Here is a 21,436-nt window from a genome sequence, read left to right as displayed (position 1 = left end):
ACGAATCCACAGTTTTGAACCGGCCCGCGGAGCGGCGATCACCCCGGAACTCCCCGCCCGCAAGGGAACCGCCGTCCACCGAATTGGGCCGACCTTGACAGGTGGCACCGCGCCGACCGCACCGACCTTGACGCACCCCGGCCGCGGATAGGAGCGTCGAGCCGCGTCCGAGGCGGTGGGGAGGCGCCCCGCAGATCCCGGACGATCCCCCTACACACCCCTGGAGACAGGCATGTCCAACGCTCGCCCGAACCGGCACCGCCGCACCCGCACCAAGGCCGCGATCCTCCTGGCGGTGCCCGCGGCACTGACGGCCGGTGTCGCGGCCACCGTCGCCGGCGTCGACAGCGCCTCGGCCTCGGCGACCGTGCCGAAGCCGGACCACGTGGTCGTCGTGATGATGGAGAACCACGCCTACAGTCAGATCATCGGCAGCAAGGACGCCCCGTACATCAACCAGCTCGCCAAGGGCGGCGCCCTCCTCAAGGCCTCGTACGGCATCACCCATCCCAGCCAGCCGAACTACTTCGCGGTCTTCTCCGGCAGCACCCAGGGCATCACCGGGGACGGCTGCTACCAGGTCGGGTCGATGTCCGCCCCGAACCTCGCCTCCGAACTGATCGCCGCCAAGCAGACCTGGGCCAGCTACAACGAGTCCCTGCCCAAGGAGGGCTCCACCACCTGCAAGGACGGCAAGTACGCGCAGAAGCACAACCCCTGGTTCGCCTTCAAGAACGTCCCCACCAGCACCGGCAAGACCTTCGCGCAGTTCCCCGCCGACTTCACCGAGCTGCCCAAGGTCTCCTTCGTCGTCCCGAACCTCTGCTCCGACATGCACGACTGTTCGATCGGCACCGGTGACGGCTGGCTCAAGAAGAACCTCGACGCCTACGCCTCCTGGGCCAGGACCCACAACAGCCTGCTCGTCATCACCTACGACGAGGACAACAAGCAGAGCGGCAACCAGATCCCCACCGTCCTCTACGGACAGCCCGTCAAGGCCGGATCGGCACCCACCACCAAGTACAACCACTACGACATGCTCCGCACCCTGGAGGACCTCGCCGGGGTCGGCAGCCACGCGGGCAAGGCCGCCGGCGCCTCCGACATCAGCGGCGTCTGGAACTGACCGTGTACCTCGCGGACAGCCGTCGCACCTCGACCGCGGCCCCCGCCGCCGCCCCGGCCGACCGGCCGGGGCGGCCCGCGCGGATCGCCGGCACCGTCCTCGCCCTCGGGACGGTCAGCCTCGTCACCGACATCTCCTCCGAGATGGTCACCGCCGTCCTGCCCCTCTACCTGGTCACCGCCCTCGGCGTCTCGCCGCTCGGCTTCGGACTGCTCGACGGCGTCTACAACGGCGCCTCCGCCGCCGTCCGGCTGCTCGGCGGACTCCTCGGCGACCGCGGCGGCGGCCGCCACAAGGCCGTCGCCGCCGCCGGCTACGGGCTCTCCGCCCTCTGCAAGCCGATGCTGCTGCTCGCCCGCACCACCCCGCTGATCGGACTCGTCCTCGCCGTCGACCGGGTCGGCAAGGGCCTGCGGACGGCCCCCCGGGACGCCATGATCTCCCTCGCCACCCCGCCCGAGCAGCGCGGCCGCGCCTTCGGCGTCCACCGCGCCATGGACACCGCCGGCGCCCTCACCGGTCCGCTGCTCGCCTTCCTGATCCTGCGCGCCGCACCCGGCGGCTACCACGCGGTCTTCACCGTCAGCTCCTGCGTCGCGGCGCTCGGCGTGCTCGTCCTGGTGCTGCTCGTCCCCGGCCGGCTGCTGCGCCGCGCCGAACCGGGGCCGCCCGCCGCCCGGCTGCGGCCGCTGGAGATCCTCCGGCTGCCCGGACTGCGTCGGATCGCCCTCTGCGCGACCCTGCTCGGACTCGCCACCGTCAGCGACTCCTTCGTCTACCTGCTGCTGCAGCGCCGCCTCGGCCTCTCCGCCGGCTGGTTCCCGCTGCTGCCGCTCGGCACCGCCGCCGTCTACCTGCTGCTCGCCGTCCCCCTGGGAGCCCTCGGCGACAAGACCGGCCGCCGCCGCACCTTCGTCCTCGGCCACGCCGCCCTGCTCGGCGGCTACGCCCTGCTGCTCCTGCGTCCCGGCACCGGCGTGCCGCTCGCCGCCGCCGTCCTCGCCCTGCACGGTCTGTTCTACGCGGCCACCGACGGCATGCTCGCCGCCGCCGCCGCGGGCACCGTGCCCGAGGAGCGCCGCGGCGCCGGCCTCGCCCTGGTCGGCACCGGGCAGGCCGCCGGACGGTTCGCCTGCTCGATCGCGGTCGGCGCGCTGTGGAGCCGGTGGGGGGACACCACCGCGCTCGCCGTGATGACCGGTGCGCTCGCGATCGCCGCCGCGGCCGCCGTCCGGCTCCTCGGCCCGCAGCCCGACCACCCCGTCCCGGAGGAGGCCCGATGACCCTCGCCCGCCGGCTGACCGTCCTGGTCACCGCCACCGTCCTGCTCCTCCTCGCCGGCACCTGGACGGTGCTGCGCGCCGCCGAGACCACCCGGCAGGACCGCCGGGCATCGGCGGACGACCCGCCGAGCGAACCCGGCACCGTCACCCTCGGCCCCCGGCCCGACGGGCCGCGCCTGGTCTTCCGCAGCATGATCTGGGGCCCGCACCGCGACGAACTGGCCTCCGTCCCGCTCGACCACCCCGGCGCCACCCGCACCGTCTCCGCCCCCGACTGCCTGCGCTTCCACGCCGCCGCCGGCACCGGCAGCTGCCTGCAGGCCGTCCACGGCGTCCTGCAGGACACCTACCGCGTCGCGATCCTCGACCGCGACCTGCACGAACTGCGCCACTACGACCTGGCCGGCATCCCCACCCGGACGAGGGTCTCGCCCTCCGGGCACATGGTGGCCTGGACGGTCTTCGTCGGCGGCGACTCCTACGCCGGCACGAACTTCTCCACCCGCACCTCGATCCTCGACACCCGCACCTGGACCCTCCAGGAGAACCTGGAGACCTACAACGCCACCGTCGACGGCAAGCCCCACCACGCCCCCGACACCAACATCTGGGGCGTCACCTTCGCCGACGACGAGCACTTCTACGCCACCCTCGCCAGCGGCGGGAAGACCTGGCTGGTCGCCGGCAACGCCGTCGAACACACCCTCACCACCCTGCACGGCAACGTCGAATGCCCGTCCCTGTCGCCCGACGGCACCCGGATCGCCTACAAGAAACGCGTCCCCGGCCTGTCCGAGGACGAACCCTGGCGGCTCCACGTCCTCGACCTGAAGACCATGGCCGAGACCGCGACCGCCGAACAGCGCACCATCGACGACCAGGCCCTCTGGCTCGACGACCACACCCTCGCCTACGCCCTGGCCAGCGACGACGGCTCCGCCCTGTGGAGCGTCCCCGCCGACGGCACCGGCAGCCCCGCCCTGCTCGCCGCCGCCGCACTCGCGCCCGCCGTCGTGCGCTGACCCCGCCCCGGACGTCCCACCGCCGCCCACCGCAGCCCCCCGGACCGGCGGCGGTGGGACCTCCTCGCCACCCGCATCCGCCCGGAACACCGCCCCGCGCACCGGCGCACCCCCCCCGCAACCGTCACGACCGCCGCCCCGGCGGTCCCGTGGAAGGCAGGTGCGCCCTGACCGGACCGACACCCCGTCAGACCGGGGCGGCCCCCTCGGCCGAACTCGTCCAGGCCCTGCGCGCAGGCCCCTTCGACCTCGCCCTGCGCACGGCGATCCGCGACAGCGGACTGAGCCTCGACACCGTCCAGCGGCGCCTCGCCCGGCGCGGCGTCCAGGTCAGCGTCTCCAGCCTCAGCTACTGGCAGCGCGGCCGCAGCAGACCCGAACGCCCCGACTCGCTCACCGCCGTCCGAGCCCTGGAAGCCGTCCTGGGCCTCGGCCCCGACTCGCTGATCGTGCTGCTCGGCCCGCGCCGCCCCCGCGGCCGCTGGCTCGACCACGTCCCCGGCGCGCTCGACTACACCAGCACCTTCGGCGACCCCGCCGTCGAGGGCGTGATCGCCGACTTCGACCAGATGACCAACGCCCGGGTGGAGAACCTGCACACCCGGGTCGACATCAACATCGGCGCCCGCCGCGAGGAGCACCGGATCGACGTCCTGCAGATCGTCCGCGCCCACGCCACCGGCGCCGACCGGCTCATCCTGCTGACCCACGAAGGACCGGAGGGCACCGGCCGGTCCGGCCCCGCCGTCTTCGACCTCGTCGGCTGCCGGCTCGGCCGCCGCCGCTACGACCCCGAGCACGGCCTCGCCGCCTCCGAACTCCTCTTCGACCTGCCGCTCCAGCCCGGCAGGTCCGCGGTCGTCGAGTACAGCTACGCCTACCCCCAGGCCGGGCCCGCCACCCAGTACGAGCGGATGGTCCGCTTCCCCGGCAAACACCTGGTGCTGCGCGCCCGCTTCGACGGCCGGATGCTCCCCGTCGGCTGCCGGCTCGCCTGGCGCCCCTGCCACGACGCCCCGCCGCAGGAGCTGGAGGAACTGCGCATCTCGCCGACCGGCCAGGCCTGCGCCGTCCTGCCCGCCACCGACCCCGGCGTCTACGGCCTGTACTGGGAGTGGGGCGACGACCCTCTCCCGGACGGGCCGCCCGCGCACTGACCGCCGCCCGCACCGCCGGTTCCCCCGCCGTGCCGCGGGGAAGGCATCACAGCGGGCGGCCGACCCGGCCGCAGCCACGACCGCCGCCACCCCCTCGGCAGGAGAGCACCGCGTGACCGGACCCACCGAGCAGACGGCCGCCGGGTGCGCCGACGGCGAGCGGACGGACCCGCTCGTCCGGCTCTCCCTGGACGACCTCCGCCGGCGCACCAGCATGAAGTGGCGCGCCCACCCCGAGGACGTGCTGCCGCTCTGGGTCGCCGAGATGGATGTCCCGCTCGCCCCCGCCGTCGCCGAGGCCCTGCACCGCGCCGTCGACCTCGGCGACACCGGCTACCCGCACGGCACCGGCTACGCCGAGGCGCTCGCGGCCTTCGCCGCCGAACGCTGGAAGTGGGACGGCCTGCGGATCGAGCACACCGCCCTCGTCCCCGACGTCATGCTGGGCATCGTCGAAACGCTCCGCCTGGTCACCCTGCCCGGCGACGCGGTCGTCCTCTGCCCGCCGGTCTACCCGCCGTTCTACGCCTTCGTCGGCCACGACGGCCGCCGCATCGTCGAGGCACCGCTCGGCCCCGACCTGCGCCTCGACCCCGCCGCCCTGGACGAGGCCTTCCACCGGGCCCGCAGCGGCGGCCGGCGCGCCGCCTTCCTGATGAGCAACCCGCACAACCCCACCGGCACCGTGCACACCCGCGCCGAACTGGAGACGGTCGCCGCACTCGCCCGCGCCCACGGCGTCCGGGTGGTCTCCGACGAGATCCACGCACCGCTGGTGCTGCCCGGGGCCCACTTCACCCCCTACCTGAGCGTGCCCGGCGCCGAGAACGCCTTCGCCCTGACCTCCGCCTCCAAGGCCTGGAACCTGGCCGGCCTCAAGTGCGCCCTGGCCGTGGCGGGCCCCGAGGCCGCCGCCGACCTGCGCCGGATGCCCGAGGAGGTCGGCCACGGCCCGAGCCACCTCGGGGCGATCGCCCACACCGCCGCGTTCCGCGACGGCACGCACTGGCTCGACGAACTGCTCACCGGACTCGACGCCAACCGCACCCTGCTCGGGCAGCTCGTCGCCGACCACCTCCCCGGCGTGCGGTACCGCCGGCCCGAGGGCACCTACCTCGCCTGGCTGGACCTCACCCACCTCGGCCTGCACGACGACACCCCCGCCGGAAGCCCCGGCGTGGTCGGCGACCTGGCCGGCCCGGCCCGGATGTTCCTCGACGAGGCCCGGGTCGCCCTCAGCTCCGGCCACGTGTTCGGCACCGGCGGCGAGGGCTGCGTCCGGCTGAACTTCGCGACCCCGCCGGCCGTCCTGCGGGAGGCACTGGCCAGGATGGGACGGGCCCTGCAGCCGCGCTGACCGGCGGTCAGGCCTCGGCCCGGCGCTCCCCCGGCCTGCCGACGGCCGGGAGCCGCCCGCTCGCCGTCCTGCTGGCCGGCCGCACCCGGGCCCGCTTCACCGACCGCCACCCCGTCCCTGCCCTGATCGACCGGCTCCGGCCCGTCGAGCGGGACTTCCTCGCCGCCGCCGACGAGAACGCCGACGAGACCGTCGGCCGGGACCCGACCGGGGTGCTCGACCCCGTGCTCCGGGCACCCGGCTGACCCGGGCCGCGACGCGACGGGCGGTCAGCCGCGCGGGACGGCGAAGTCCAGCAGCCGGGCGCGGCGCCCCGCGGCGTCCCGCCACGGTCCGGCCAGGGCGAGGACGGCGATGCCGCTGGTGGGGAACTTCGTCCGGAGCCGGGCCATGGCCTCACCGCCCGTCCCGTCGGCCAGGAACTCCACCAGGTCCTGCACCCCCGGCTGGTGGCCGACCAGCAGCGCCGTCCCGACGGCCGCGTCCAGCCCGCGGACGACCTCGACCAGCTCGCCCCCGTCCGCGGCGTAGATCCGCTCGTCGAACTCCGTCGGCGGCGCCCCGTCCCACGCGGCGGCGGCCAGCTCCAGGGTCTGCCGGGTGCGCAGGGCGGGGGAGCAGACCACGGCCTCCGGCACCAGTCCCCGGTCCTGCAGCCACCGGCCGGCGACCGGCGCGTCCCGCAGGCCCCGAGGCCCGAGCGGCCGCCGGGCGTCCGGCACCCCCTCGGGCCAGGCGGACTTCGCGTGCCGCAGCACCACCAGGGTTCGGGAGTCGGATGCGTTCACATGCGTATCCTCCCCGCCGCCGCCCTCCGTGGCCACCGCCGCACCGCTCCGGCGGCCGGTGGCTCAGCCGAGGTGGCGGCGGAAGAACGCGACCGCGTCGGCCGCGACCTCGGCCCGGGCCTTCGCCGCGCGGGGCGCCGGAGCCGGGCCGATGAAGTCCGCGTGCGCCACGTCGGGGCCGATCTCGCGGCCCGCCGCCGAGGGGAACCCCTCCAGATAGGGCCGGGTGTCGACCTCGTACGGGTTCACCACGTCGGCCCCGCCCCAGCGGATCTCCACCGGCACCCGCACCGCCGCCAGGCTCTCCGCCGTCACCATCGGGCCGAGGCCGGGCGCCACCTGGAAGACCGCCCGCACCCGCGGATCGGCCAGGTCGGCCCCGGCCTCCGCCGTGAGGGCCGACAGCTCCGCGGCGGGCACCTTCGCCCGGAGGGCGTCCAACACCCCCGGGAACTCCGGGATCTCCGGCAGCGGCACCGCACCGGTCACCAGGGCGTGCAGCACACCGGGATCCAGCCGTACGCCCGCCAGCGCCGCCGCGGTGTACCCGCCGGCCGAGAACCCGGCCGCCCCGACCGGACCGAGCGGGCGCTCGGCGGCCAGCACGTCCAGCACGAAGGCGAAGTCGCGCGGACGCTCCCACGGGCAGAGGAAGCCCTCGGGCTCGTAGCCGCCCACGAAGTCGTTCCCGTGGTGGTCGACCGAGACCACCCGGAACCCGGCCGCCGCCAGCGGCCCCGCCAGCCAGCCCATGCCGACACCGGAGCCACCCGTCCCGTGCGACACCAGCACCAGTGGCGCCGGCTCCGCCGCGGCCCCCTGCGGCTCCCACTCGTACACCCGCACCGGCCGCGGCCGGCCGGCCTCCCGCAGGTCACGGCGCGCCCTGTCGAACAGCACCCGCGTCCGCGGCTCTCCCCACCCGGATTCGATCATGCCGAGCATGCTAGGGCTTGCCCGGCGGCCCCGGGTACCGTGCAAGGTCCTCGGACGTACCGTCACGCGGGGGCTGAGGAGCCCCGCCTGTCCTCGACGTGGACGACGCGCAGCTCGGTGCCGTCCAGGTGCCGCTTGGAGCGTCCGCAGAGGCCGACGGCGAAGTCCTCCCGGGACGGGGGCTCCTCGGGAGCGACGTACGTGAGGACGTCCCGGTGGTGGCCGGTGACCACCCAGCCGTCGGCGCCGTCGGGGCGGATCACCCCGAAGTCACCGGCCGGCGAACCCGGGTGAACGGGACCGAACTCCCCGAGGACGCCGGTGGCCTGCTCGGCGAGGTCGCCCTCGGGAGCGGTCAGCACGACGCAGGTGCCGTGTTCGAACAGCACCCACGACTTCCCGGGATCGGTGAGGAGGCGCTGCCAGACGTCGACGAACATCTCGGTGGTCATGGCGGTCATCCTGCCGCAGGGCGCCGACACGCCGTCACGATTTATCTGCGCTTGGCCCGGGGAGGTCCGGCCTGCCAGGATGCCGCGCATGATCTGTGCTGCCGCGGTGCGCCGCCTGCCCCGTGCCGTGCCCGACTCCTGGTGGGGACGCGCCTACCTGGCGGCGGCCGCGGTGGCGGTCGCGCTGGGGCCGTCCGTTCCCGGGGCGGCCGCGGTGGCGCAGGTGCTGACGGCGCCGGCCTCGCTGGTGCTGCTGTTCGCCTGGCCGCTGTTCGCCGTCCTGCCCGGGACGGCCTCGGCGACGGCCCTGGCCCTGCTCCGGCTCGGCGGCGCACTGGCGTCGGTGGCCGTGTTCACCTTCCTGGCCCGCAAGGCCCGCCGCGCCTGACGTGACCACCCGAGCGCCTTGGAAGACCCGTCCCTAGTCCTTGGCGAGCGGGCGGACGGTGAGGATCTGCTGGGCGTGGCCGACCGGGCCGGCGGTGTCGTGGAGGACGGTGCTGGTGAGGCCGTGGCCGGTCGGGCCGAAGCTGACGGTGGTGTCCAGCCCCGTCCAGGGGCCCTCGGGGGTGCGGTGGAGGTGGACGGTCAGGTCCGTGTTGGGGTACATCCAGGCGGTGGGCGGCTGCTGCACGGCGATGCCGTTGGCGGTGTCCACCAGGGCGACGAAGGAGGCGAGCGGGCTGCTCGGCTCGCCGGCGACCAGCTCGTGGCGGGTGCTGATCCAGGCGGCGGCCCGTCCGGCCGCGGCCTCCCGGCGGCGCACCTCGATCGAGGCGATGTAGCCGCCGTCCCAGAGCCCGTCCATCGCCCAGGGGCCGAACTCCTCGGGCGGGGCGAGCCGATCGCCCGGGGCGTCCGCGACGGCGGCCGTGTCGAGGACGGCGAGCAGCCAGGCGCGGGCCCGGACGACCGGGCGGTCCCCGATGGTGACGACGGCCTCGAGGAGTTCGACGGTGCGGCCCGGCCGGATGCTCTCCACGGTGATCTCGCACTCGTCGAGGGCGAGCCGGCCGAGGATGTCGTAGCTGATCCGGGCGAGTGCCAGGCCGGTCGCGGGGCGCCCGTCGAGGTACCGGTCGATGGCGTGCACGACCAGGCCGGCGAGCGGGCTGAAGTGCTGCTCCTCGGTGTTCCAGGCGCCCCCCGCGTGGGCCGTGGGCTTGTAGCGGTGCTCGCCCGTGCGCTGGTAGTAGCTGTCGGGCGAAACGGCGGGGGCGGTCAAGGCGCACCTCTCCTCGGGCTGGACCGCCGCGCCGGACGGGGGGTGCCGGCGGGCGGGGCGGTCCGCCGGCGGGCGGTCGCGTTCAGGATCGTAGGCGGCCGAACGGACCCGTCGTAAGGGTGACCCTGCCCACACCGTGCGGGGATGTGCGGTCAGTGCGCCGCGCGGCTGCGCAGTACGGCGTCCAGCGAGTCGACGATCCAGTCCCAGGACTGCTGCGGGTCGACCGGGGTGTGGCTGAAGCCGCCGGAGGCCTCCAGGCTGACGTAGCCGTGGAAGACGCTGCCGAGCATCCGGACGGCGTGCGTCTGGTCCGGCTCCGCGAGGTCGTAGCCGCGCAGGATGGCCCGGGTCATCTGGGCGTGCCGGACGCCGGCGCTGGCGGCGGCGGTCTCCGGGTCGAGCCGCAGCTGCGCGGCGGCGTAGCGGCCGGGGTGCCGGCGGGCGTAGTCGCGGTAGGCGGCGGCGAAGGCGGCGAGCGCGTCCCGCCCGGCCCGTCCGGCGAGGGCGTCGGCGACCTCGTCGGCGAGCTCCTCCAGGGCGAGGAGGGCGATCCGGGTGCGCAGGTCCTGGGAGTTCTTCAGGTGCGCGTAGAGGCTGGCGACCTTGACGTCGAACCGGCGGGCCAGTGCCGTCACCGTCACCTCGTCGAACCCGACCTCGTCGGCGAGCTCCGCACCCGCCCGCACCAACCGCTCCGTGGTGAGCCCCACGCGAACCATATGCACTCTCCCGTCTCCCGTAACCGATTATGCATTTGCCTAAGAGGCTTAGGCAAATTAGCCTGCCCATCATGAAGCCGTTGACCGATTCCGAGATCCGTGCCGCCTTCCTGAACTGCACCAAGGGCGAGGCCAAGCGCATGTACGTCCCCCGGGACCTCGCCGACCGGCCCTGGGAGGAGCTGGACCTGCTCGGCTGGCGCGACCCGCAGGCGCCCGACCGCGCCCACCTGGTCGCGGAGGTCGACGGGCGGCCGACCGGTGTCGTGCTGCGCTGCCCGTCCGGCGCGTCCTGGGGAGCCCGCCGCAGCATCTGCTCGCTGTGCATCACCACGCACACCGGCGGCGTCTCGCTGATGGTCGCGCCGCGGGCCGGCCTCGCCGGCCGCCAGGGCAACTCGGTCGGCGCCTACATCTGCAGCGACCTGGCCTGCTCGCTGTACGTCCGCGGCCGGCGCGAGCTCGGCCCCGGCACGCGCATGCCGGAGTCGCTGACCCTGGAGGAGCGGATCGCGCGGCTCGCCGTCAACACCGCCGCCTTCCTCGCCAAGGTCGCCGCCTGAGCGGTGCCCGCGCCGGTCCGACGAGGTCCGACAAGCGCGGGCCTACGGGGCCCGGTCGGTGCCGGGTGGGACGTCGATCGAGGTGGGGAGCGCCTGCTCGGCCCAGATGATCTTGCCGCGGGGGAAGTAGCGGGTGCCCCAGTGCGTGGTCAGCTGGGCCACCAGGAACAGCCCCCGGCCGCCCTCGTCCGTGGTGGCCGCGTACCGCAGGTGCGGGGCGGTGCTGCTGCCGTCCGACACCTCGCAGATCAGGGCGCGGTCGCGCAGCAGCCGCACCCGGGCCGGTTCGGTGCCGTAGCGGATCGCGTTCGTGGCGAGCTCGCTGAGGATCAGCTCGGTGGCGAACACCAGGTCGCCGAGGTCCCACTTCTCCAGTGCGGCGGTGGCCCAGGTGCGCAGCTCGGCGACGGCCTCCGGCTCGAACGGGATCTCCCGCTCGACGATGTTCGCCGGGTCGATCACCCGGGTGCGGGCGATCAGCAGGGCCACGTCGTCCTGCGGTCTGGCCGGCAGCAGCGCGTCGATCACCGCCCGGCAGTTCTCCTCGGGGTCCTGCCGGTGGTCGGCGAGCGCGTCGCGCAGCAGCTCCATGCCGACGTCGAAGTCGCGCGCGCGGTCCTCGATCAGCCCGTCGGTGTACAGGACGATCTGGGTGCCCTCGGCGAGGTGCAGCTCCGCCGTCTCGAAGGGCGCACCCCCCGTGCCCAGCGGCGGCCCGACCGGGAGGTCGGGGAAGTCGACGCTGCCGTCCGGCCGGACGAGTGCGGGCGCCGGATGGCCGGCCCGGCTGACGGTGCAGAGCTGCGAGACCGGATCGTAGATCGCGTAGAGGCAGGTGGCACCCGAGACGCCCGTCCCGGTCGCGCCGTCGCTCTCCTCCTGGTCGATCCGGTCGACGAGCTCGTCGAGGTGGCCGAGCAGCTCGTCCGGCGGGATGTCCAGGGCGGCGAAGTTGTGGACGGCGGTGCGCAGCCGGCCCATGGTCGCCGCCGCGTGCAGGCCGTGGCCGACCACGTCGCCCACCACCACCGCGACCCGGCTGCCGGGCAGCGGGATCACGTCGAACCAGTCGCCGCTGACCCCGGACTGCGCCGGCAGGTAGCGGTGCGCGACCTCCAGCGCGCTCTGCTCGGGCAGCGCCCGCGGCAGCAGGCTGCGCTGCAGGGTCACCGCCATCGCGTGCTCCCGGGTGTACCGGCGCGCGTTGTCGATGCTGACCGCGGCCCGGGCGACGAGCTCCTCGGCCAGCGACAGGTCCTCCTCGTCGAACGGCTCGGGCTTCTGCGACCGCCAGAAGTTCGCGACGCCCAGGACGATGCCGCGCGCCGTGAGCGGCGTGGTGATCAGCGAGTGCACGCCGTGGTCGATGATCCGGCGCGTCCACTGCGGGTCCTGCGCCTGCCAGCCGTCGGCCGTCGACAGGTCCGGCACCACCTGGGACAGGCCGCTGTCGAAGCCCTGCGCCATCGGCGTCGACGGGACGAAGGTGATCAGCTTGCCGCGCGGGTAGAAGGGGTGCTCCTCCTCGATGCCGCTGACGGCGACCCGGCGCAGCTCCATGCCGCCGCCGGCCGGCTCGTTGCCCTGGAGCACGGGATCGGCGAGGTCGACGGTGACGAAGTCCGCGAGACCGGGGACGGCCACCCGGGCCAACTCCTCGGCGGTGTGCTCGACGTCGAGGGTGGACCCGATGCCGGTGCCCGCCTCGTAGAGCAGGGCCAGCCGCTTGCCGGTCGCCTCGGCCTTGCCGGTCACCGCCGCCAGCTCGGTGGAGTCGCGGATCGTCGCGACCGAGCCCATGTCGCCGCTGTGGCGGTCGGTCGGCCGCTGGTTCACCACGAGCAGCCGCCCGCCGGCCAGGTGCACCTCGTCGGCGGCCTCCCGGCCGGACAGCAGCAGCTCGGAGGTCTCCGGGTCGAGGCCCTCCAGGTCGCCGACGTGCCGGCCCTCCGCGTCGGCGGGCAGGCCGAGCAGCGTCTTCGCCTCGTCGTTCGCCAGCACCAGCCGGCCGTCCTGACCGACGATGACCACGCCCTCGCGCACCGCGTGCAGCACCGCGTCGTGGTGCTCGTACATCCGCGTCATCTCTTCCGGGCCGAGCCCGCGGGTCTGGCGCTTCAGCCGGCGGGCGGCCAGGGCGGTGCCTGTGGTGGCCAGCGCCAGCGCGGCGGCGCCGGTGCCCAGGATGATCGGTAGCTGCTTGTTGCCCGCCGAGGTGACGTTCTTGACCTTCAGCCCCGCCGAGACCAGGCCCACCACCTGGCCGTCGGCGTTCTTGACCGGCACCACGGCCTGCACCTCGTGGCCGAGCGGGCCGTGCACGCTCTCGGTGTAGATGCGGCCGGCCAGCGAGGGTTCGATGGTGCCGACGAAGCGTTTGCCGATCCGGTCGGGCAGCGGGTGGGTGTAGCGGATGCCGTGGGTGTCCATGACCACGATGAAGTCGACGCCGGCGTCCTTGCGGGCCGCCTCGGTGAGCGGCTGCAGCGTCGTCGTCGGCGAGGACGACTTCAGGGTGTCGACCAGCCCGGGGGAGTGCGCGAAGGCCTCGGCGACGGCCACCGACCGGTTCTTCGCCTCCTTCTCGCTGGCGCCCCGGGATTCGAGGACCAGCGCCAGGATCGCGCCCAGCACCAGCAGGACCACCACCGCGACCTGCACGGCGAACACCTGTCCGGCAAGGCTCCGCGGGCTCCTCGCTCTGCGTGACTGCTTGGAGGTGCCCCGGGAACGGTCGGCGCGATCGACCATGGCTCCATTCAAACACCGCGCCGAGGGCGACCACGAAGCGTGGCAGTCGGCGCGGCGCCGGACCGGGACCTCCGAGCGCCGGCGGTCCCGGTCCCGCGCCGGTGTCAGGCCGCGAGCGCGGCCGCGGTGGCGGGCGCCGGGGCGCCCCGGTGCAGCCAGGCCCGCTCGGCGGCGGTCCACGCGGTGGTGGTCAGCAGGTACAGGCCGGCCGCGAGCGGCACGAACGCGGCGAACAGCACCGTGCCGAACGACAGGTACGGCAGCAGGCGCGCGCCCGGCACGGCGGGCGCCCCGGCCGCGGTGGGCGATGCGGCCGTGGCGGCCGCGGCCCGCCGGGCCCGGCGGAAGCCGACCCAGCAGACGGCGCCGATCGCCGCGTACAGCGCGCCGAGGACGGCGTACTGGCCGGCGGTGCGGGCCTCGCCGAGGTGCAGGCCGAGCGGCACCCCGGCGAGGGTGTGGCCGAGCAGGTCGTTCGGGGTGGTGAACAGCCGGTACATCACCGAGAAGAACGGGATCTGCACCAGCATCGGCAGGAAGCCGGCGAACGGCGAGGACTTCTCCTCCCGGTACAGCTCGGTCAGCGCGGCCTGCAGCTTCTCCGGCTTGCCCTTGTGCCGCCGGTTCAGCTCGGCGACCTTCGGTGCGAGCCGCATCCGGACCTTCTCGCCGCGGGCGGCGGACCGGGCGAGCGGGTGCAGCGCCAGCCGGACGAGGGCGGTGAACAGCACGACGGCGAGCGCCGTCGGCACCACCGCGGCGAGCGCCGAGACGGCGTCGTGGGCGAGGCGTACGGCAGGATCGAGTACGGCGAAAACGGACATGCGGGGCGGGCCCTCCGGGTCTCAGGCGGAACGAGATGTCGGCGGAAGGCGGCCGTGCGGATGGGGACTACGCGGCCGCCGGGGCCGCGCCCGGTGCCCTGGGGCGGCGTCGGCCGCGGGCATCCGGATCACGCTGGGGGAGGAAGGCCGTACCGAGGGCCCGGCGGCGCAGCACACCGTCGCGGACGGCGGCCGGTGCCCGCGCACCGAGCAGGCGGGCGGCCGCGAGGGCACCCGCGACGGCGCCGGCCAGCAGCACGGCGGCCGCGGTCGCGGCGACCGCGGTCAGCGCGGAGGGGCTGAGCGGCAGCTCACCGGCGAACAGCCGGAGCAGGCCGAGGAGCAGCGCGACGAAGGGCACTGCACACCTCCTGCGGGACCGGCTGACGGGACGTGAGCCCGATGGTACGTGGTCGCAGCGCCGAACGGTACCGACTCCGGGAGGAACCTCGCCGCCCCCGGGCCGGGTGCGCGGCGGCGCACCCGTGCCGTGTGAGGATGACCGGCGAGCCGCGCGGCGCACCGCCCCCGGCCGTGGACCTCCGAACGGAACGACGACGTGATCCCCGCACCGAGCCCCCTGCTCCTGCCGGACGGACGTCCCGCCGCCGAGGCGTGGACCCTCGACCCGGCGATGAGGCACCTCAACCACGGCTCGTTCGGGGCGGTGCCGCTGGCCGCGCAGCGCGAGCAGCAACGGCTGCGCGAGGAGATGGAGCGGGCACCGGTGGTGTGGTTCCCCGGACTGGCGGGCCGGGTGGCCGCCGCGCGGACCGCCGTCGCGGAGTTCCTCCGGGTGCCGGCCGGCGACCTCGCCCTGGTGCCCAACGCCAGCGCCGGGGCCAGCGTCGTCTACGGCAGCCTGGCGCACCGGCCCGGCGGCGAGGTGGTCGTCACCGACCACGGCTACGGCGCGGTCACCATGGGCGCCGAGCGGCTGGCCCGCCGCTGGGGCGGCACCGTCCGGACGGCCCGGGTGCCGCTGGACGCCGGACCCGAGGAGGCGGCCGGGGCCGTGCTCGCCGAGGTCACCGACCGGACGGGCCTGATCGTGCTCGACCACATCACCTCGGCGACCGCCCGCTGGATGCCCGTCGGGGCCGTCGGCGCCGCCGCCCGCGAGCGCGGCGTCCCGCTGCTGGTCGACGGCGCGCACGTGCCCGGACTCGCCGAGGACCCGCTGGACGGGCTGCAGTTCGACGTGTGGGTGGGCAACCTCCACAAGTTCGGCTGCGCGCCGCGCGGCGCCGCCGCGCTGGTGGCCGGCTCCGACCTGCGGCACCGGCTCTTCCCGCTGATCGACTCCTGGGCGGCCCGCGAGCCCTTCCCCGAGCGGTTCGACACCCAGGGCACGGTGGACGCCACCGGCTACCTCGCGGCGCCCGCCGCCCTCGACTTCGTCGAGCGCACCTGGAGCTGGAAGGCCGCCCGCGACTACCTGGGCGAACTGGCCGACTACGCCGAGCACACCGTCGGCGAGGCCTTCGCGGAGCTGACGGGCGGGAGCGCGGCGGTGGACGTCGGGATGCCGGTCGGCGCCCTGCGGCTGGTCCGCCTCCCCGACGGCCTGGCACCCGACCGGCTCGCCGCCGACGCGCTGCGCGACCGGGTCGCGGCCGAGCTCGGCGTCGAGGCGGCCTTCACCAGCTTCGGCGGCACCGGGTACCTCCGGCTCTCCACGCACGTCTACAACACGCCCGAGGACTACGAGTACTTCGCCGAGCGCTGCGTGCCCGTCCTGACCGCCTGGGCGAGGGGCTGACCGCAGCCGCAGCCGCAGCCGCCGCTGCCGCCGCTGCCGCCGCCGCGGTCGTTCCGGTGGTCGGCCGGGTTCTTGCCGCCGCCGGTCCCGCGGGGCCTGCGGCTGTTAGGGTCCGGGCATGTCCAAGGCCGAGATAGACGCGATCACGACGGAGTTCTTCGGTGCGTTCGACAACCGGGGCGGGAAGCCCGCGGACGTGGCGCGGATCCGTCGGCTGGTGCTGCCGAACGGTGTGATCGTCAAGACCGGCCCGGACTTCGCCGCCTACACCGTCGACGGGTTCGTCGAGCCCCGGGAGCGGCTGCTGGCGGACGGCAGGCTGGTGGAGTTCTCCGAGTGGGAGACGTCCGAGCGCACCGAGATCGTCGACGACCTGGCGACCCGGGTCGGCGAGTACCGCAAGTCCGGTGTCCTGGACGGCGAGCCGTTCGAGGGCGGCGGCACCAAGGTCATCCAGTTCGTCCGCACGCCGGACGGCTGGCGGATCGCCGCACTGTCCTGGTTCGACCGGGACTGATCCGGCGCTCGCCGCCGCCGGTCACCGGTCGGCGGTGCCGCCCTCCCCGGACCGGGTGAGGGCGACGGTGGCGCGGCGGGCGGCCTCGACGACGTCCCGGTCGGTGGCCGCGGTGCCCTGGGCGGCGAGCAGCGCCGCCCGTACCGTGTCGAAGGCCATCCGGACGGCGAGCCGCTGCTGCTCGTCGGCGTGCTCGTCGACCAGCAGCCCGACGACCTCCTCGAAGGCGCCCGGGACGTCGGCCGCGTTCTCGGACAGGCGGCGCACCACCGGCTGGTTGGCCTGCGCCAGGCGCATCATCGCCAGCCGCTCGGGCGTGGTGCCGGCGATCCAGCGCAGTGCGGCCTCCCGCACCAGACCGGGCGTCCGCGGCTGCGCGGAGATCCAGGCGGCGAGCTCCCGCACCTCCTCGCGCCGCTCGGCCACCAGGCTGGCGACGATCTCCTCCTTGTTGCGGAAGTGGTAGTAGAGCGCGGACTTCGTCACGCCGAGGGCCTCGGAGATGTCCCGCACCGAGGTGGCCTCGTAGCCCTTCTCCGTGAACAGGTCCAGCGCGACCCCGAGGATCTCGGCGCGGGTCTCCGCCGCCGGACGGCGGCCTCTCGCGGCGGGGCTGCTCATGTCCTGGTACTCCGTCCCTCGGTTCCCCGGCTGACTCCGGGAGGCTCCCACCCTACCTTGCTTACTGAACGGACGTTAAGTAGCGTGGAACTTAATGACCGGTCGTTCAGTACGACCGGCCCTGCCGTCGTGCCCGAGGAGGCGCCCATGAACGCCGTACCCGCAGTCCCCGCCGTCGCCGTCGTCGGAGCAGGTCCGGGCGGACTGCTCTGCGCCCGCGTGCTCCAGCAGCACGGCGTGTCCGTCACCGTGTACGAGGCCGACGCCTCCGTCGACGCCCGCGACCTCGGCGGCACCCTCGACCTGCACGCCGACTCCGGCCAGATCGCCCTGGAGGACGCCGGCCTCGCCGACGCCTTCCGCGCCCTCGCCCGGCCCGAGGGCCAGGCCAAGACCCGCATGGACCACCACGGCACCGTCCTCGACCGCTTCGTGCCCGACGCCGACGACGAGGCCGCCCCCGAGATCGACCGCGGCCAGCTCCGCCGGATGATCGCCGAGCACGTCGACCCCGCGTCGATCCGCTGGGGACACCGCCTCACCGCCGTCGAACCGCTCGCCGACGGCACCCACCGGCTGCACTTCGCCGGCGGCGGCACCGCCGAGGCCGGCCTGGTGATCGGCGCCGACGGCACCTGGTCCCGGGTCCGGCCGCTGGTCTCGACCGCCACCCCCGCCTACAGCGGCGTCTCCTTCCTCGACGTCGTGTACGCGGACGCGGACACCCGCCACCCCGGGATCGCCCGGCTCGTCGGCGACGGCCACCTGTTCGTCCGGGACGGCGAGGGCCGGGCGGTCATCGCCCAGCGCAACAGCGGCGGCCGCATCCGGGCCTACCTCGCCATGCGCACCCCGGCCGACTGGTACGCGGCGGCGGGCATCGCCGACCCCTCCGACCCGGCCGAGGCCGATGCCGTCCGGCGTCACCTGCTCGCCGAGTTCGCCGACTGGGACGCGCAGCTGCGGCCCTTCCTCACCGACGCCGACGGCGGCTACCGGCACCGGCCCATCCACGTCCTGCCGGCCCCGCACACCTGGGAGCACCGCAGCGGCGTCACCCTGCTGGGCGACGCCGCCCACGTCATGGCGCCCTTCGGCGGGTACGGCGTCAACCTCGCCCTGCTCGAGGGCGCCGAACTCGCCCGCGCGATCGCCGGGGAACCGACCCCGGACGCGGCCGTCCGCCGCTACGAAACCGCGATGAAGGACCGCGCCGCGCCGCTCGCCGCCGACGCCAACGACGCACTCGCCCGCTTCTTCGGCGTCACCCCGCCCGCCGCGCACACCGCCCCCGACCCGGCCGAGGAACACCGCCGCTACCGGCAGGGCGCAGCCGAGTACCGGGCCCGGCAGGTCGCGGCCCCGGCAGGCGGCAGCGCGTCCCGGTGACGCCGTCCGCCGAACGGCGGCCCACCGCGGGCCCAGGGCCGGATGGTCGGACGGCCGTCCCGGGCGACACCGACCCGGACCTGCTCCCCTGAACCCGGCCACCACCACCGGCCGCGGCGGATCAGGGACGCTGCCACCGGCGGCGGGGGCGCCCCTGCTCCGGACCGGGAGCCGCGGCCCGCTCGGCCCGCTCCGCGGCGACGGCCCGCCGGGCGGCCTCCGCGGCCCGCGGGTCGTCGAACTCCCGTGACAGCACCTCGATCCGCCCGGTCGCGGGATCGTGCCGCACGGTGTCCAGCGCCATGCCGTCGAGCTGGGCGACCGTCTCCGCGTGGACGGTCGTGTCCAGGGGCAGGACCGCCAGCTTCGGGTCGTCCGCGGTGACGGTCACCTCCTCCGCGAGCAGGGTGTCCAGCAGCCGCCGCGGGGTCGGCGACGGCAGCCGCTCGTCCACCGCCACGTGCAGCATCAGCTGCTCGAACCCCGTGTCCACCCACCGCGCGTGGGACACCCACACCGAGCGCACGGTCGGGAACTCCCCGATCCGGCGCCGCAGCGCATCCCGCAGCGCCACCGCCACCGGATGGACGGACCGGGTCAGCCGCATCTCCTTGCCCTCCCCGCCCCGCCATCCGCGCTCCTGGAGCACCCGGGCCACCAGCCCGATCGGCAGGCCGGCACGGCCCCGGTCGGAGTGCAGCACCAGCACGGGGACGCCCGTCCGCTCGGCGATGTCCCACAGCCGCAGCGCGTCGCAGTGGAACGCGGCCGCCGGCTCCGCCACCTGCTCGGAGAGGCACGCCGCACTGATGTAGCCCGGCAGGTACGGGACGTCGTCCTCGCTCCGCCGGAACAGGACCTTGCCGCTCTCCGCCACGGGCACGTACACCCCGTGGTCCGCCACGGCGGAGAGCAGCGCCTCCCACTCCGTACTGGCCGCGCCGCGGTCGAGGATGTCGGCAAGCGCCGCGTTGATGTCCACGCGCACAGCGTACGGCAGCACCAACTCCCCTGTGGCTGGCGGGAATCGGGAAGCATGACAGGATTGCGGAGTGATCACCGGACGAGGGGGGACGCCGTGACCGGTCAGTGGAGCACCCATGGCGTCGAGCTGCTGGCCGACCGGGTGGTCAAACGGTTCCGCCCGTGCACCGACGGCGAACCCGAACGTGAGTGGCGCGCGCTCACCGTCCTCGGCCGGCACTGCCCCGACCTCGCCCCCGCACCGCTGCGGGCCGACCTCGCCGCGACCCCGCCGACCGTCGTCATGGCCCGCATCCCGGGTACGCCGCTCCGCGGCTCGGCAGTGTCGGCCGATCAGGCAACCGCACTGGCGGCGGCGTTGACGCAGATGTACGCCTCCGTCCCCGGCCCGGTCGCCGAACGGCTGCCGCCGCGCCTGTGGAACGAGCACCACGCCGTCCGCGGCATCCGCACCCGGCACGAGCAGCTACGGCGTACGGATCCGCCCCGGGCCGTCCGGCACGCGGTGGCCGAGGGCATGCGATGGCTCGACCTGGCCGGACGCCCGCCCGTCGGCGGCCCGGACCTCCCCGCCGTCCTCGGCCAGGCCGACGGCAACCTCGCCAACTTCCTGTGGGACGGGAGCAAGGTCCGCGTCGTCGACTTCGAGGACTCGGGCCGCAGTGACCGCGCCTACGAACTCGCCGAGGTGGTCGAACACGTCTCGGCCTGGGTCGACGGCGATCTCGACATCCCCCACTTCCTCGGCCTCTTCGACCTCACCCCGGCCGAGTCGCGCCGACTGCACGAGTCCCGCCGCCTCTTCGCCCTGCTCTGGCTGCTCGTCCTCGCCCTCGAAGACCCCGCACGGGCGCGCAACCCCGCCGGCACCGCCGAACACCAGGCAGCACGCCTCCTCGCCCTGCTCGACTGAACCACTGGTCGGAGTGGGAGGTGCCCGTCGACGGGAGCCGGCCGGTGGAGTTCGACTTCGAGGCGGACCGGTACGGGGCCGATCTCGCCCGTGCCGCGGCGGATCCCCGGTGGCGGTCCGCCCGCTGAGCCGTCAGCCGGCCGTCCCGGCCCGGCCGTTGTCCGGGTCCGGCCGGTCGGTGGGGTCGTCGGAGGGGGGCGCGGGCTTGGTGTGGAGGACCGCGCGGGCCTGTTCGGCGGCGCGGACGATGCTCTCGCTGATGAAGTCGAGGAACCGGGCGATGTTCTCCAGCCGGGTGGCGGCGGGGGTGTTGGCGCCGAGGACGGCGACGCCCTGGCGCGCGGTGGCGACGAGCCGGTCGTTGGCCCGGGCGCTGGCGATGGTCGCCTGGTAGAAGAGTTCGTCGTCGACGATGTAGCGGTCGCGGCGGCGTTCGTCGCGCTCCCGGCGGACGAGGCTCTGGCTCTCCAGGAACGCGATCGCCTTGGAGATGGACGCCGGGCTGACGTCGAGGCGCTGGGCGAGCTGCGACGCGGTGAGGCTGCCCGAGTCGCTGATGAACAGACCGGTCAGCACCCTGGCGCCCATCTTGGGCACGCCCGACGCCATGAGGACGGTGGTGAGCGTCTCCTCGTAGTCGGCGACGGCCTCGGCGTCACGGCCCTGCGGCTGGGGGAGCGGCGCCGATCCGCGGGGGGAGGTCGGCTTGCGCCGGTGGGCGCGGCGTTCGGTGGCACGGTGGGCGAGGTCGGCGCGGTACCCGGTCGGGCCGCCGTTGCGCATCACCTCGCGGGTGATCGTGGAGGTCGGCCGGTCGAGGCGCCGGGCGATCTCCGCGTAGGGGAGGCTGTCGGCCAGCCCCAGTGCGATCTGCTGGCGTTCCTGCTGGGTGAGCCTGCCTCCCGGCATCGCGATCTCCTCGGTGCTGCTGCGTCGTGGACCTGACCGCGCCACTATAGCGTTCACTTCTCACCCATTGCAATGATCGCCATCGTTCTCGTTGCGTTCTCTTCAGGTCGGGTGCAACGATTTATGTTGTCT

The 21,436-nt window shown here is 74.8% G+C and carries 22 protein-coding genes; 11 read left to right on the top strand and 11 right to left on the bottom strand.

What is annotated here, in order from left to right:
* Positions 1–232 precede the first annotated feature (232 nt).
* The 5 genes from AB0O09_RS23470 to AB0O09_RS23450 all read left to right on the top strand — a co-directional run bounded on the left by AB0O09_RS23470 (position 233) and on the right by AB0O09_RS23450 (position 5,948).
* Positions 233–1,129 (top strand): alkaline phosphatase family protein, encoded by an 897-nt coding sequence (locus AB0O09_RS23470; protein WP_363544101.1) that lies wholly within the window; start codon positions 233–235, stop codon positions 1,127–1,129.
* Between the two features lie 2 nt (positions 1,130–1,131).
* A complete protein-coding gene (locus tag AB0O09_RS23465; protein WP_363544099.1) occupies positions 1,132–2,412 on the top strand; it encodes an MFS transporter in 1,281 nt (426 codons plus the stop codon).
* A complete protein-coding gene (locus AB0O09_RS23460) occupies positions 2,409–3,434 on the top strand; it encodes a TolB-like translocation protein (protein ID WP_363544097.1) in 1,026 nt (341 codons plus the stop codon). Before AB0O09_RS23465 ends, AB0O09_RS23460 begins: the two co-directional genes overlap by 4 nt.
* A 149-nt stretch (positions 3,435–3,583) precedes the next feature.
* Entirely contained in the window at positions 3,584–4,591 is a 1,008-nt protein-coding gene (locus AB0O09_RS23455) for a helix-turn-helix transcriptional regulator (protein ID WP_363544095.1), read from the top strand.
* Between the two features lie 112 nt (positions 4,592–4,703).
* On the top strand, positions 4,704–5,948 hold the full coding sequence (locus tag AB0O09_RS23450; protein ID WP_363544094.1) for a MalY/PatB family protein: 1,245 nt from the start codon (positions 4,704–4,706) through the stop codon (positions 5,946–5,948).
* A gap of 269 nt (positions 5,949–6,217) precedes the next feature.
* Here the strand turns inward: AB0O09_RS23450 and AB0O09_RS23445 are convergent, their stop codons facing one another.
* The 3 genes from AB0O09_RS23445 to AB0O09_RS23435 form a co-directional block, all read right to left on the bottom strand.
* Positions 6,218–6,736 (bottom strand): histidine phosphatase family protein, encoded by a 519-nt coding sequence (locus AB0O09_RS23445; protein WP_363544092.1) that lies wholly within the window; start codon positions 6,734–6,736, stop codon positions 6,218–6,220.
* 63 nt (positions 6,737–6,799) lie between these two features.
* Positions 6,800–7,672, bottom strand: a complete 873-nt coding sequence (locus AB0O09_RS23440; protein ID WP_363544090.1) for a hypothetical protein — start codon at positions 7,670–7,672, stop codon at positions 6,800–6,802.
* 62 nt (positions 7,673–7,734) lie between these two features.
* Positions 7,735–8,124 (bottom strand): hypothetical protein, encoded by a 390-nt coding sequence (locus AB0O09_RS23435; RefSeq protein WP_363544088.1) that lies wholly within the window; start codon positions 8,122–8,124, stop codon positions 7,735–7,737.
* Between the two features lie 88 nt (positions 8,125–8,212).
* Here AB0O09_RS23435 and AB0O09_RS23430 point away from each other — a divergent pair, with 88 nt between their 5' ends.
* A complete protein-coding gene (locus AB0O09_RS23430; protein WP_363544087.1) occupies positions 8,213–8,512 on the top strand; it encodes a hypothetical protein in 300 nt (99 codons plus the stop codon).
* Positions 8,513–8,545: 33 nt separating this feature from the next.
* Here AB0O09_RS23430 and AB0O09_RS23425 read toward each other — a convergent pair whose 3' ends face one another.
* Both AB0O09_RS23425 and AB0O09_RS23420 read right to left on the bottom strand, forming a co-directional pair.
* The gene (locus AB0O09_RS23425) at positions 8,546–9,349 is read right to left on the bottom strand and encodes a thioesterase family protein (protein WP_363544085.1); all 804 of its coding nucleotides are present in this window, start codon (positions 9,347–9,349) and stop codon (positions 8,546–8,548) included.
* A gap of 152 nt (positions 9,350–9,501) precedes the next feature.
* On the bottom strand, positions 9,502–10,071 hold the full coding sequence (locus AB0O09_RS23420) for a TetR/AcrR family transcriptional regulator (protein ID WP_363544083.1): 570 nt from the start codon (positions 10,069–10,071) through the stop codon (positions 9,502–9,504).
* Between the two features lie 71 nt (positions 10,072–10,142).
* Here AB0O09_RS23420 and AB0O09_RS23415 point away from each other — a divergent pair, with 71 nt between their 5' ends.
* Positions 10,143–10,634 (top strand): FBP domain-containing protein, encoded by a 492-nt coding sequence (locus tag AB0O09_RS23415; protein WP_363544081.1) that lies wholly within the window; start codon positions 10,143–10,145, stop codon positions 10,632–10,634.
* A 42-nt stretch (positions 10,635–10,676) separates the two neighbouring features.
* On the opposite strand, the gene AB0O09_RS23410 is transcribed toward AB0O09_RS23415, so the two are convergent.
* From AB0O09_RS23410 to AB0O09_RS23400, 3 genes are all read right to left on the bottom strand, one after another.
* Positions 10,677–13,385, bottom strand: a complete 2,709-nt coding sequence (locus AB0O09_RS23410) for a SpoIIE family protein phosphatase (protein ID WP_363544079.1) — start codon at positions 13,383–13,385, stop codon at positions 10,677–10,679.
* 104 nt (positions 13,386–13,489) lie between these two features.
* Positions 13,490–14,209 carry a YidC/Oxa1 family membrane protein insertase gene (locus AB0O09_RS23405; RefSeq protein WP_363544077.1) on the bottom strand — a complete coding sequence of 240 codons (720 nt, stop codon included), beginning with the start codon at positions 14,207–14,209 and terminating at the stop codon, positions 13,490–13,492.
* A gap of 67 nt (positions 14,210–14,276) precedes the next feature.
* Positions 14,277–14,570 (bottom strand): DUF6412 domain-containing protein, encoded by a 294-nt coding sequence (locus AB0O09_RS23400; RefSeq protein ID WP_263107188.1) that lies wholly within the window; start codon positions 14,568–14,570, stop codon positions 14,277–14,279.
* Between the two features lie 198 nt (positions 14,571–14,768).
* On the opposite strand from AB0O09_RS23400, the gene AB0O09_RS23395 reads away from it, so the two are divergent.
* Together AB0O09_RS23395 and AB0O09_RS23390 are read left to right on the top strand one after the other, a co-directional pair.
* A complete protein-coding gene (locus AB0O09_RS23395; RefSeq protein ID WP_363544075.1) occupies positions 14,769–15,971 on the top strand; it encodes an aminotransferase class V-fold PLP-dependent enzyme in 1,203 nt (400 codons plus the stop codon).
* 118 nt (positions 15,972–16,089) lie between these two features.
* Positions 16,090–16,488 carry a DUF4440 domain-containing protein gene (locus AB0O09_RS23390; RefSeq protein ID WP_344627351.1) on the top strand — a complete coding sequence of 133 codons (399 nt, stop codon included), beginning with the start codon at positions 16,090–16,092 and terminating at the stop codon, positions 16,486–16,488.
* A 21-nt stretch (positions 16,489–16,509) separates the two neighbouring features.
* Here AB0O09_RS23390 and AB0O09_RS23385 read toward each other — a convergent pair whose 3' ends face one another.
* Positions 16,510–17,109 carry a helix-turn-helix domain-containing protein gene (locus AB0O09_RS23385; protein ID WP_363544073.1) on the bottom strand — a complete coding sequence of 200 codons (600 nt, stop codon included), beginning with the start codon at positions 17,107–17,109 and terminating at the stop codon, positions 16,510–16,512.
* Positions 17,110–17,256: 147 nt separating this feature from the next.
* Here AB0O09_RS23385 and AB0O09_RS23380 point away from each other — a divergent pair, with 147 nt between their 5' ends.
* Positions 17,257–18,498 carry an NAD(P)/FAD-dependent oxidoreductase gene (locus AB0O09_RS23380; protein WP_363544071.1) on the top strand — a complete coding sequence of 414 codons (1,242 nt, stop codon included), beginning with the start codon at positions 17,257–17,259 and terminating at the stop codon, positions 18,496–18,498.
* A 121-nt stretch (positions 18,499–18,619) separates the two neighbouring features.
* On the opposite strand, the gene AB0O09_RS23375 is transcribed toward AB0O09_RS23380, so the two are convergent.
* On the bottom strand, positions 18,620–19,480 hold the full coding sequence (locus tag AB0O09_RS23375) for a hypothetical protein (protein WP_363544069.1): 861 nt from the start codon (positions 19,478–19,480) through the stop codon (positions 18,620–18,622).
* A 96-nt stretch (positions 19,481–19,576) separates the two neighbouring features.
* Between AB0O09_RS23375 and AB0O09_RS23370 the strand changes: the two genes are divergently transcribed.
* The gene (locus tag AB0O09_RS23370) at positions 19,577–20,395 is read left to right on the top strand and encodes a phosphotransferase (protein ID WP_363544068.1); all 819 of its coding nucleotides are present in this window, start codon (positions 19,577–19,579) and stop codon (positions 20,393–20,395) included.
* Between the two features lie 132 nt (positions 20,396–20,527).
* On the opposite strand, the gene AB0O09_RS23365 is transcribed toward AB0O09_RS23370, so the two are convergent.
* Entirely contained in the window at positions 20,528–21,304 is a 777-nt protein-coding gene (locus AB0O09_RS23365; protein ID WP_363544066.1) for a helix-turn-helix domain-containing protein, read from the bottom strand.
* Positions 21,305–21,436: the final 132 nt, after the last annotated feature.

The sequence above is a fragment of the Kitasatospora sp. NPDC093679 genome (assembly GCF_040683455.1).
GTDB classification, from domain to species: domain Bacteria; phylum Actinomycetota; class Actinomycetes; order Streptomycetales; family Streptomycetaceae; genus Kitasatospora; species Kitasatospora arboriphila.
This window is presented reverse-complemented; position numbering and strand designations above follow the sequence as displayed.